The sequence below is a fragment of the Streptomyces parvus genome, from assembly GCF_032121415.1.
In the GTDB taxonomy this organism is placed as follows: domain Bacteria; phylum Actinomycetota; class Actinomycetes; order Streptomycetales; family Streptomycetaceae; genus Streptomyces; species Streptomyces globisporus_A.
This window is the reverse complement of sequence record NZ_CP135079.1, coordinates 5,687,030-5,698,930: the sequence shown is the minus strand read 5'-3', so window position 1 is coordinate 5,698,930 and position 11,901 is coordinate 5,687,030. Positions and strand designations below refer to the sequence as shown.

Annotated in this window: 8 protein-coding genes; 3 read left to right on the top strand and 5 right to left on the bottom strand. The window is 73.4% G+C overall.

From position 1 onward, the window contains the following. Nucleotides 1-50: 50 nt before the first annotated feature. Both RNL97_RS26620 and RNL97_RS26615 read right to left on the bottom strand, forming a co-directional pair. Nucleotides 51-764 (bottom strand): 3'-5' exonuclease, encoded by a 714-nt coding sequence (locus RNL97_RS26620; protein ID WP_030585005.1) that lies wholly within the window; start codon nt 762-764, stop codon nt 51-53. An 88-nt stretch (nt 765-852) separates the two neighbouring features. After that, entirely contained in the window at nt 853-2,088 is a 1,236-nt protein-coding gene (locus tag RNL97_RS26615; RefSeq protein ID WP_030585001.1) for an SAV2148 family HEPN domain-containing protein, read from the bottom strand. Nucleotides 2,089-2,503: 415 nt separating this feature from the next. On the opposite strand from RNL97_RS26615, the gene glgX reads away from it, so the two are divergent. Both glgX and treY read left to right on the top strand, forming a co-directional pair. Continuing rightward, nucleotides 2,504-4,633 (top strand): glycogen debranching protein GlgX, encoded by a 2,130-nt coding sequence (gene glgX, locus RNL97_RS26610; RefSeq protein WP_030584998.1) that lies wholly within the window; start codon nt 2,504-2,506, stop codon nt 4,631-4,633. Nucleotides 4,634-4,713: 80 nt separating this feature from the next. Then, nucleotides 4,714-7,086 (top strand): malto-oligosyltrehalose synthase, encoded by a 2,373-nt coding sequence (gene treY / locus RNL97_RS26605; protein WP_313751281.1) that lies wholly within the window; start codon nt 4,714-4,716, stop codon nt 7,084-7,086. Between the two features lie 209 nt (nt 7,087-7,295). Here the strand turns inward: treY and RNL97_RS26600 are convergent, their stop codons facing one another. Next, complete coding sequence (locus RNL97_RS26600; RefSeq protein ID WP_030584992.1) at nt 7,296-8,330, bottom strand: cytochrome P450; 1,035 nt, start codon at nt 8,328-8,330, stop codon at nt 7,296-7,298. Between the two features lie 479 nt (nt 8,331-8,809). Then, nucleotides 8,810-9,544 carry a DUF1707 and FHA domain-containing protein gene (locus tag RNL97_RS26595; RefSeq protein ID WP_078652061.1) on the bottom strand — a complete coding sequence of 245 codons (735 nt, stop codon included), beginning with the start codon at nt 9,542-9,544 and terminating at the stop codon, nt 8,810-8,812. Between the two features lie 337 nt (nt 9,545-9,881). On the opposite strand from RNL97_RS26595, the gene RNL97_RS26590 reads away from it, so the two are divergent. Then, nucleotides 9,882-10,793 (top strand): GNAT family N-acetyltransferase, encoded by a 912-nt coding sequence (locus tag RNL97_RS26590; protein WP_313751280.1) that lies wholly within the window; start codon nt 9,882-9,884, stop codon nt 10,791-10,793. Here RNL97_RS26590 and RNL97_RS26585 read toward each other — a convergent pair. Beyond that, the gene (locus RNL97_RS26585; RefSeq protein WP_313751279.1) at nt 10,765-11,895 is read right to left on the bottom strand and encodes an alpha-L-fucosidase; all 1,131 of its coding nucleotides are present in this window, start codon (nt 11,893-11,895) and stop codon (nt 10,765-10,767) included. The genes RNL97_RS26590 and RNL97_RS26585 overlap by 29 nt on opposite strands. Between the last annotated feature and the right edge of the window lie 6 nt (nt 11,896-11,901).

Genomic DNA, 11,901 nt, shown 5'->3' with positions numbered 1-11,901 from the left:
GGGCGGTTCCGTGGAACGAGCGGCGGGGGCCGGCTCGGCGGCCGCCCCGCTCAGCCGCTGCGCGGGATCAGCGGCCAGGCCGACTCGACCACCGCCGCCGGGTCGCTCGTGCGCCGCAGATATGCCTGGAGCGAGGCCGACTGCTCGGCCGCCGCCCGTATCTGAAGGGCGTGCAGTTCGCCGGGCGGCAGGGCGGCGACGGGCCGGTGGCGCTCGCCCATCCGGCGTACCACGCGCACCGCGGCCACCGCGTCGGCCGTCGCGTCGTGGGCTCCGTCGAGCGTGACCCCGTAGTGGTCGCACAGCGCCTGGAGGGCCCGCTTGCCCTTGCGGTACTTGTCGACGTGCTTGTCGATGACCAGCGGGTCGATGACGGGTGACGGCTCGCCGCCGACGCGCTCCTCGACCGACGGCAGTCCGTACCTGCGGCATTCGCGGTCCAGCAGCGAGAGGTCGTAGCGGGCGTTCATCACCACCAGCGGGACGTGCGAGCACAGCACTTCGGCGACCGCCCGGGCGATCTCCTCGACCGCGGAGGCGGCCCGCGCCCCGTGCTTGCGGGCGTGGTCGGTGCCGATGCCGTGGATCGCGGAGGCCTGCTCCGGTATCACCACGCCCGGATCGAGCAGCCAGGTCCGCTGCTCGGCGACCGTGCCGTCCGGGTCCAGCCGGACGAGTGCGGCGGTGACGATCCGGTCGCTCTCGACGTCGGTCCCCGTCGTCTCCAGGTCGAAGCCGACCAGTGTGCCCCGGTGCCAGCTCATCCCGATACCTCCTTCGTGGCGCTCCCCCGTGGTGCTCCCCCGAGTGATGACCACCTTCGCACGGGCCACTGACAACGCCGGTGGAGGGTCAGGAGACCGGCCGGGAGTCCGTCCAGACCGATTCGAACTCCTCGCGGTACGTCTCGAAGAGCCCGTGCTCGTTGTCCTGGCCCTCCCGCACCACCGTGCGTCTGCCACCGCCGCGCAGCACCAGGACCGGCGCCTCCATGCCCCGGGCCCGCCGCAGATAGGGCTGGACGACGCCCACCGCGTCCGGGCCGTCGCCGTCCACCAGGTAGGCGGTGAAGCGCGGGGTCTCGTCGAAGACCTGGATCTGGAACGCGCCGGGGTCGCGGAGCTTGGAGCGGACGCGGCGCATGTGCAGGATGTTCATCTCCACCGAGCGGCTCAGCTCGCCCTTCTTGAGGCCGAGTTCCCGCTCCCTGCGGCGCACCGCGCTGCTGGCCGGGTTGATGAACAGCAGCCGCACCCGGCAGCCCGATTCCGCGAGCCGTACGAGCCGGCGGCCGGAGAAGTTCTGCACGAGCAGGTTGAGGCCTATGCCGATGGCGTCGAGCCGCCGCGCCCCGCCGAAGAGGTCCTCGGCGGGCAGCTGGCGCTGGAGCCGGACCCGGTCGGGGTGGACGGAGACCACGTCCGCGTACCGGTCGCCGACCAGTTCCTCCACCGCGTCCACCGGCAGCCGGTCGGCCGACCGCACCCCGGCCCCGCTGCCGAGGATGTCGAGCAGGCGGGCGGAGGCCCGTTCCGCCTGGGCGAGGACCGCCTCGTTCAGCGCGCGGTTGCGGGAGACCACGTTGCGCGCGACCTCCAGCTCGTCCAGGGCCAGCTCGACATCGCGCCGGTCGTCGAAGTACGGCTCGAAGCAGGGCCAGTGCTGGACCATCAGCTCGCGCAGCTGCGGCAGCGTCAGGAAGCTCAGGACGTTGTCGTCGGCCGGGTCCAGCAGATAGCCCTTGCGGCGCGAGACCTCGCGTACGGCGACGGCGCGCTGCACCCACTCCTGCCCGGCCGGTCCGGCCGCGGCCACCACCCACTCCTCGCCGTGCACCGGCTCGTAGATCGGCCGGAGCACCGCTGCGACGACGGCCCGGAGGCGTTGTTCGACCAGATTCAGCCAGATATAGGCCCGACCGGCGCGCTGGGCGCGCGTGCGCACCTCGCCCCAGGCCTCCGGTCCCCAGTCCAGCTCGGCGCCTATCTCCATGGGCTGCGCGAGGGACACCGCCCCGGGCGGGGCATCGGTCGATTCCCCCTCGTGACCTGCGTCACCTGGGGGTAGCTCGAACCCTCCCGAGCTCACCCGCGTACCGCCTTCCACTCCCCCACCCAACGATCAAGGAAGGGTACTCCGGGAGCGTGATCCGACGCAGCCCGATGCGCAGGCGACTTTCTCAACTCCCCTGATCGTCAGGCTTGTTCCTTGCGGCGAGATCGGATGGAGTGAGCGGATTCATAGTGATTGGGACCCTGCCCCCGTGCGGGAACCGGACGCTTCCCGGGCGGCGGGGTCCGCAAGCACGTCCGGGGCGGCACGCGGGTGTCCGAAGTTGACCGGTGTGGCCGGGACCCGGCGACCGGATGCGGCCGCACCGCGCGACGTCCTAGGTGAGCGCCCCGTTTTCGGGGAAGATTCGGGACGTATTCGGGAAGTCTTCGAGGAGTATCGGGCCGAGGAAAGCCCCCGCACCCGGATCAGAAGTGGAAGAGTCTTCATCATGCAGGTCTGGCCGGGACACGCTTACCCCCTCGGCGCCACGTACGACGGCGCCGGCACCAACTTCGCGGTCTTCTCCGAGGCCGCCGACCGGATCGAGTTGTGCCTGTTGCACGACGACGGTTCAGAAACGGCGGTGGAGCTCCGCGAGACCGACGCCTTCGTGCGCCACGCCTATCTGCCCGGGGTGATGCCGGGTCAGCGGTACGGCTTCCGGGTGCACGGGCCCTACGAACCGCAGCACGGGACGCGGTGCAACTCCGCGAAGCTGCTGCTCGACCCGTACGCCCGTGCGGTCGCCGGGAAGATCGACTGGGGCGAGGCCGTGTACGGCTACCCCTTCGGAAAACCGGACGCCCGCAACGACCTCGACTCCGCCCCGCACACCATGAGCTCCGTGGTGGTCAACCCGTACTTCGACTGGGGCGACGACCGCCGCCCCCGTACGGACTACCACCGGACCGTCATCTACGAGGCCCATGTGAAGGGCCTGACCATGCTGCACCCGGGGCTCCCGCCCGAGCTGCGCGGTACGTACGCGGGGCTCGCACACCCGGAGGTGATCGCCCACCTCACCGAACTGGGCGTCACCGCGATCGAACTGATGCCCGTTCACCAGTTCGTCCAGGACCACCGCCTCGCGGACATGGGGCTGGCCAACTACTGGGGCTACAACACCATCGGCTTCTTCGCCCCGCACAACACCTACGCCTCGTGGGGCGACCGCGGCGAACAGGTGCTGGAGTTCAAGCAGGCGGTGAAGGCGCTCCACCAGGCGGGCATCGAGGTCATCCTCGACGTGGTCTACAACCACACCGCCGAGGGCAACCACCTCGGACCCACGCTCTCCTTCCGCGGTCTCGACAACGCCTCGTACTACCGGCTGACCGACGATCAGCGCTATTACATGGACACCACGGGCACCGGGAACTCCCTGCTCATGCGGTCCCCGCACGTCCTCCAGATGATCATGGACTCCCTGCGGTACTGGGTGACCGAGATGCATGTGGACGGCTTCCGCTTCGATCTGGCGGCCACGCTCGCCCGCCAGTTCCACGAGGTGGACCGGCTGTCCTCCTTCTTCGACCTGGTGCAGCAGGACCCGGTGGTCAGCCAGGTGAAGCTGATCGCGGAGCCGTGGGACGTCGGCGAGGGCGGCTATCAGGTCGGCAACTTCCCGCCGCTGTGGACCGAGTGGAACGGCAAGTACCGCGACACGGTCCGCGATCTGTGGCGGGGCGAGCCGCGCACGCTGGCGGAGTTCGCGGGGCGCCTCACCGGCTCCTCCGACCTCTACCAGGACGACGGCCGCCGCCCGCTCGCCTCGATCAACTTCACCACCTGCCACGACGGCTTCACTCTCCACGACCTCGTCTCGTACAACGAGAAGCACAACGACGCCAACGGCGAGGACAACCGGGACGGCGAGAGCCACAACCGGTCCTGGAACTGCGGGGCGGAGGGCGAGAGTGACGACCCGGAGGTGCTGGAGCTGCGGGCCCGCCAGATGCGGAACTTCATCGCCACGCTGATGCTGTCGCAGGGCGTGCCGATGCTGAGCCACGGCGACGAGTTCGCCCGTACGCAGAAGGGCAACAACAACGCCTACTGCCAGGACAACGAGCTGGCCTGGGTGCACTGGCCCGACCCGGACGAGCCGGCCGACGCGCCCGCCTCCGCCCTGCTGGAGTTCACCCGGGCGATGGTGTGGCTGCGCCGCGACCACCCGGTCTTCCGGCGCCGCCGCTTCTTCCACGGGCGGCCGGTGGAGGGCACTCACGACGAACTGTCCGACATCGCCTGGTTCACCCCCGAGGGCGAGGAGATGACACAGCAGGACTGGCAGGCGGCGCACGCCAAGGCGATGACCGTGTTCCTGAACGGGCACGCGATCTCGGAGCCGGGGCCGCGCGGCGAGCGGATCTCCGACGACTCGTTCCTGCTGATGTTCAACGCGAGCGCCGACACCCTGGAATTCGCGGTCCCGGTCGACCACGGGGAACAGTGGCAGGTCGTCGTGGACACCGCGCGCCCGGAAGGGGTGGAGCCGGGTACGGGGCCGAAGGTGGCCGAGGGCGAACGGGTCACGCTGATCGGGCGCAGTCTGACGGTGCTGAAGCGACCCGCCTGAGGCCGGCCGGGCCGGGACGGCAGGGGTGAGGTTCCGCCCGGGGTGACACGGTTCGCCCCGGGCGGGGTACGTAGAAGTCCATGACGCCCTCCGCCACGTACCGGCTTCAGCTCCAGCCCGACTTCCCGTTCGCCGCCGCCGAGAAGGCCGTACCGTATCTCGCCGCGCTCGGCGTCTCGCACCTCCACCTCTCCCCCGTCCTGGAGGCGGTCCCCGGCTCCGCCCACGGCTACGACGTGGTCGACCACAGCCGGGTCCGGGCCGAGCTGGGCGGAGAGGAAGGGTTGCGGTCGCTCGCATCGGCCGCCCGGGAGCACGGGCTCGGGCTGGTCCTGGACATCGTGCCCAACCACATGGCCGCCTCGCCCCGGCACAACCGCCGGCTGTGGGAGGTGCTGCGCGAGGGCGCGGCATCCCCGTACGCCCGCTGGTTCGACATCGACTGGGCGGCGGGCGGCGGCCAGGTGCTGCTGCCCGTGCTCGCCGGGCCGCTCGGCCAGGAGCTGGAGCACCTGGCCGTGGACGGGGAGGTGCTGCGCTACCACGATCTGGAGTTCCCGCTCCGGGCCGGCACGGCGGATCTCCCGCTGCCTCGGCTGCTGGAGGAGCAGCACTACCGGCTCGGCTGGTGGCGGCTGGCCCGCACCGAGTTGAACTACCGGCGGTTCTTCACCGTCCCGGAGCTGATCGGGGTCCGCGTGGAGCACCCGGAGGTCTTCGAGGACACCCATGCCAAGGTCCTCGAACTGCTCCGCGACGGCGTGCTCGACGGGCTGCGCATCGACCACCCCGACGGTCTCGCCGCCCCCGCCGCCTATCTGGAGCGACTCGACGAGGCCACCGGCGGGCGCTGGACGGTGGTGGAGAAGATCCTCACCGGCGACGAGCACCTCCCGGCGGAGTGGGCGGTCGCGGGCACCACCGGGTACGACGCCCTGCGCCGGATCGACGGGCTGTTCACCGACCCGTCCGGCGCGGCGGAGCTGCTCGGCCGCTACCGGGAGTTCGCGGGCCCACCCGGGGACCGGGGTGGCGACTGGGCGGCGACGGTGCGCCGGGCCGCGTACCGAGTGGCGACGCATGAGCTGGCCGCCGAGGCCGCGTGGCTGACCCGGCTGGCGGCCGCGATCTGCGACCGGGACCCGGCGCTGCGGGACCACGCCCCGTGGGCGCTGCGGACCGCGATCCGGGAGCTGCTGGTCCGTATCCCGGTCTACCGGCCGTACGTCACGGCGGGCGAGCCGCCGACCCGGATCACCGAGGAGACGCTGACCGACGAGGCGGTACGGGACGCGAAGACGGTGTTCTCCGTGCCGGAGGAGGCGGCGGCCGTCGACGTCGTACGGGATCTGGCGCTCGGGCGGCTCGGCGGTGGGGAGGAACAGGCGGCATTCTGCGCCCGGTTCGCGCAGACCGCGTCCGCACTGCACGCCAAGTCGGTGGAGGACACGGCGTTCTACCGGTACGTGCCGCTGATCTCGGCCACCGAGGTGGGCGGCGACCCGGGGCAACCTGCCGTGTCGCCTGGGGAGTTCCATTCCTTCGCCTCCCGGATCGCCCGCGACTGGCCCGCCACCGGCACGGTGCTGACCACGCACGACACGAAGCGCAGCGCGGACGTCCGGGCCCGGATCGCGGTGCTGTCGCAGTGCCCGGAACGGTGGGCGGCGTTGGTGGCGGAGCTGACGGCGGCGACGCCGGTCGCCGCCCCGGACCCCCAACTGGCCTGGGTGGCATGGCAGTCGGCGTACGGCTGCGCGGAGATGCCCGCCGACGAGCTGGGCGAGCGGCTGGAGCCGGCGCTGCTGAAGGCGGTGCGCGAGGCCGGGCTCTTCACCAGCTGGACGGAGTCGGACCCGGCCTACGAGCGTGCGGTGTCGGACTTCGTCGCGGCCGGACCGGGCCACGGGGAGGGTGTGACCCGCGGGCTGATCGCCGAGTTCGCGGACGCGCTCGCCCCGCACGTCCGGGCCCAGGTGCTGGGAGCGGCGCTGGTGCACCTGACGATGCCGGGGGTCCCGGATCTCTACCAGGGCACCGAGAGCGAGTACCTGGCCCTGGTCGACCCGGACAACCGGCGGCCGTTCCGGCGGCCCGACGTTCCGGACGAGAAGCAGACGCTGACGGCGACCGCGCTCGGGCTGCGCCGCGAGCTGCCGGGCGTGTTCGGTGAGTCGGGTGCGTACGCGCCTCTGACGGCGACCGGCCGGGCCGCCCCGCATCTGCTGGCGTTCTGCCGCTCGGGCGCGGTGGTCACGGCGGTGACCCGTCTTTCGCTGCGGCTGGCCGAGGGCGGCGGCTGGCGGGACACGGTGCTGGAACTGCCGGACGGGGGCCCGTGGCGGGACCTGCTGTCGGCCTCACCCGGCCGGGAGTTCACGGGGGGCACGGTGGCGGCGGGCGAACTGTTCGCGGAACGGCCGGTGGCGCTGCTGCGGCGGGTGGCCGGCTGATGGAGGCGCCCCTCCGCGGAGAGCCGGTGGCGCTGCTGCGGCGGGTGGGGAGCTGACGGGACCGGTCCGGTCCCTCCCCGTCGGGGCTGCCTCTCCCGGGGTGCGGCGGCGCGTCTCCGGGGAGGGAGGGCCCGGCTCGGGAGGTGCGCGGTCGGCCCGCGCTCCGGGCCGGGCGCCGGGGCATGCTCGGTCGGCTCGTGCTGCCGCCGTCAGGACGGGCGTACGAGGAGGGCGCGCGGGCCGCGGGTGAGGAGGCCGCCCGCCACCGGGCGGAAGCCGTCCGCCCAGCGGATGCCGGGCATCGCCGTCAGCAGGGCGCGCAGACCGTGTTCGGCCTCCAGCCTGCCGAGGAGGGCAGCAGGGCAGTCGGCCGGGCCGATGAGCAGCGGGTCGGCGTCGGCGCGCAGCGGGTCGAACCGGTCGGGTGCGGCGAACCGGGCCGGGTCGCGGCCCGCCGCGCCGATGAGGCAGGCGACGGGTGCGTCGGCGGGGAGCGTGCCCCCGCTGACGGAGACCTCGGTGCGGGTGCGGCGCAGCACGATCTGGACGGGCGGATCGCGGCGCAGCGTCTCGGCCCAGGCCCGCCCGAGCAGCGAACCGGAGCCTTCCCCGCGCGCTTCTCCGGCGGTCGCGGCGGCCAGCAGGTCGGGGTCGTCGAGCATGTTCGCGAGGAACGAGGCGAGGGCGTGCTCGCGGAGCGCGGTGGACCCGGTGCAGTCACCGGCTCCCCCGACGGTACGGCGATGGCGGGCGCCCCGGGGCAGGGTGCTCAGGTCCGGGCGGGCGAGCCCGGCGGCGGCCGCAGCGGCCCCGGCGGGCAGCCACCGGCAGAAGTCGGCGACCAGATCCGCGCGGTCGCGCCCGGCGATCCGGCGGGCCAGGACGTACGCCGTCCGCTCGACGGCAGGGGCGGCGGTGCTCCACGGCACGGTGAGCGGGCCGCAGAGTTGGCTGCCCCGGCAGAGGCCGAGCGGGACGGGGGCCCGGCCGCGCGGGGCCCCGTCGTACGGGTAGCCGGTGAACCGGTGGTCCGTGAGGGCCAGGGCCACATCCCCGTACCGGCTCAGCAGCCAGGCGCCGAGGGCCGGGTCGTAGCCGAGGGGGTAGTCGGTGCGCAGCAGGCGGTAGAGGCGCAGCCGGTACGGATCTGTCGTGGCCCCCGGTGCCAGCAGGCCCGGCAGGCCGCCCGAGAGCCGGTGCGGACGACGGGCGGCGGGTAGGGCGTCGGGGCGTTCGACCGGCATCCCGCACCCCCTGGAGTCGGTGCGCCGACGGCCGGCGCGCGTCCTCCCAGCGGACCACCGACGGGGGCGCGCCGCAGTCGGCGTACGGCCGTTCGGGTGAGGGTTCGCCGGGGCGCGGGGCGGGTTCCGGCGGTGGGCAGGCATGCGGTGGCGGCCGGGGCCGGGATGGCGGGAGGGCGGGCCCCAGCGGGCAGGAGACCAGGGGCCCTGCGGCAGGCGGCCCTGCGCGACGCCCGAGTGGCCGGGCGCGGGGTTCACCACGACGGGAGGGCGGGAACCCGCGGCGGGTCAGGACCGGGGCTCAGGCAGCCGGCGGGGCCCTACAGCGGGTGGCAGCGCGAGGCTCAGGCGAACAGCCGGGCCGGGCTCAGTCAGGCGGAAAGCCGGGTCGGGCGGACGGGATACAGGGCCCAGGCGGAGGGGGCCGGGACCATCCGGCGGGAGACCGGGCTCCTCCGGCGGGCGGACGGGCCCGGGGCTCAGAGCGACGGGAGGCCGGGCCCCTGCGGCGGGCGGTCGGAGCCGGGGTGCGGGCGTTCGGGCCCGTTCGACAGGGGTTCGGCGGCGTGCGGCGGGCGCTGGGGCGGGGCGGCGGCCGGCCGGGGTGCGTGCGGCGGCAGTTCGGGCAGGCGGTCCTGGGGCCGGGGCGGCTGCGCCGGAAGGCGGTCCGGGGCGGTGAGGCGGAAGCTCATCCGGCCGAAGCTCACCTGGTCGCCGTCGCGCACCGGGATGGAGCCGACGAGCCGCTGGCCGTTGACGCAGGTGCCGTTGGTGGAGCCGAGGTCGCGCAGCACCCAGCGGCCGTTCTGCGCGGAGAGTTCGGCATGCAGCCGGGAGACCGTCTCGTGGTTGAGGCGCAGCCCGTTCCCCGGGTCGCGGCCGATCAGCAGCGGATGCGGGCCGGGCGCGGGGAGCAGCAGTTTGGGGAGCCGCTCGGTCTGCCAGGCGCGGCGCAGCCGCCCGGGGAAGGCGGAGATCCCGCCCACCGCGCGGACCAGCCCCGTCGACCAGCGGCCGCCGCTCTCCAGATCGGCGGTGAGGGCGGCCAGCTCCTCCGGGCGACGGGCGACGAGGGCGAGTTCCATGCGCCGCATGAAGGTGTCGTGCGACAGCTTGCCCTGTGCGGCACCTTCTCTGAGCACGCCCACGACACGGTCGCGCTGAGCGTCCGACAGCCGCGCGGAACTCGTGTGGAACTCGAAGGAGGATGTCACGTCGACGATTGTCGGGCCGAAGGGCCCGGAGTGTCCAGACGAGGCCGTGTTTCCTCCCGCGCTGACCTGCGCCGCTGTCTCACGGGACGGCAACGCGAGGGGCCCACGGGCGCAACCGGAGGCGGAGGGACGGATATTCGGTGGACGGCGGGCACCAGCGACCACTACGGTCTGCACCGACATCCGATGTGCGTCGTGGAAGGAGGCGAGAGACATGCGCGGGAACAGCCGCACCACCATCCGCAGTACATCCTTCTCGCGCTCCCGTCCCGTCCGCCGGGCGGTGTCGGACCTCGTCTGACCGGGAGCGCGGCATTCCGTCCCGGAGGACACCTTCATGACCGATCCGGTCATCCGCGCGCTCACGCCGAGCGACGCCGCACTCTTCACCACGTTCCAGGACAGCCCCTTCGTCGGCCGGGCCGCCTTCGGCCACCGCTACACCTCGACCGCCGACGGCGGCGAGTACCGCCCCGAGTGGTCGTGGGTCGCCCTTCGCGGGGACACCGTGGTCGCCAGGGCCGCCTGGTGGGGCGGGCCCGGGGACACCGAGCCCGTCGTGCTCAACTGGTTCGACTTCGCGGACGGGGAGGCGGAGGCGGGCGCCGAACTCCTGCGCCGCGCCCCGTTCGACAAGGAGTACGAGCTGATCGCGCCCGCCGGATGGCGGGACGACCCGGCGGTGCGGGCCGCCGTCGAGGAGCGGGTCGCCGCCGCGACCGCGGCCGGGTTGAAGCCACTGGTCGAGCGCTACCGCTACCGCTGGACCCCCGGCTGCCCGCTGCCCGAGCGGACGGGCCGGCTCACCTACCGTCCGGAGCCGGACGACGAGGTCATCCTCGATGTGCTGCGCCGGGTGCACTCGGCGACGCTGGACGCCCATGCCCGCAAGGCCATCGAGGGCCCCGGCGGTCTGGAGGCGGCGGCGCGCGAGGAGTTGGAGTTCTTCCACTGGTGTCCCTCGCCGAGGGAGTGGTGGCGGCTCGCGTACACCCCGGACGGGGAGGTGGCGGGCATCCAGGTGCCGGCGCACAACCCGTCGGGGCCCTGCGTCGGCTTCATCGGGGTCGTTCCCGAGGCGCGCGGGCACGGCTACGGCTACGACCTGCTGGTGGAGTGCACGCGCTTCCTGGTCGAGCAGGGCGCCGAATTCGTCGCGGGAGCCACGGACCAGGGGAACGTGCCGATGGCCGCCGCGTTCGCCCGCGCCGGGTACCCCGTCACCCAGGAGTGGGTCCATCTGGCGTGAGGGCCCCGGCCTCCTCGGCCAGCCACTCCAGGCGGAGTCGCTGCTCGGCGGGGATCGTCGCGTCCTCGCCGCGCGGCCCCACGTTGAGCAGCACGTTCCCGCCGTCGGCCGCCGTGTCGCGGACCAGTGAGGTCAGCGTCGCGCGGTCGATGAAGGCGTCCGGGCCGGAGTTGCGGTTGAAGCCGAAGCTGTGGTCGACGCCCCGGGTGATCTCGTACGGGTCGGAGCCCTCGTAGCGGGCGTACTCCGGCGTACGGAAGTCGAAGACGGGTGGTGTGCGCGGGACGAAGCCCTCGCCCTGCGCCACCGTCCGGCGGTCCCACCAGTTGTACAGGGCCTTCGCGCCCGGCAGACGCAACCCTCGCCAGTGCGGTGCGTAGGGCAGCAGACGGTCGTTGACGACGCCGTGCGGGACGGTGAAGCGGTAGAAGTCGACCAGCGAGCGGATCTCGTCGGCGGAGGCGGGCCAGGCGATGTCGTTCCAGAGGATGTCGGGCCGGTAGCGGCGGATCAGCTCCCGCATCTGCACGTCCGCGTAGGCGGGGTAGCGTCCGCGCGGGACGGCGGAGAACATGTCGGCCGCCGTGCCGATGGGCCGGTCGTCGAAGGTCCAGTCGAGTCCGCCGGAGTAGTAGACGCCGAAGCGCAGGCCCTCGGCCCGTACGGCTTCGGCGAACTCGCCGACCACGTCCCGGGTGGTGTGCCAGCCGGAGCGGTGCGGGTTCTCCGTCTCCGAGGGCCAGAGGCAGTACCCGTCGTGGTGCTTGGTGACCAGGACCGCGTATCCGGCCCCGGCCTCGCGGAAGGAGCGGGCCCAGGCGGCCGGGTCCCAGCCTGCGAGCCCGTCCTCGAAGTCTCGGCCGAAGTCCGTGTAGGGGCGCTTTCCGTAGGTGGCGCGGTGGTGGGCGGCTGCCGGAGAGCCGGGGAAGCGGAGCGCGTTCTCGTACCACTCCGCGTACGAGGTCCAGCCCAGCGGCGCACGCCGGCCCGCCGCCGGGAGTTCGGCGGCGGGGACGTAGGGCGGGGCCCAGCCGGGGACGGATGCGGGTGTCCAGTGAACGAAGATCCCCAGCCGGGCCCGGGACCACCATGAAGCGACCATGGCGGG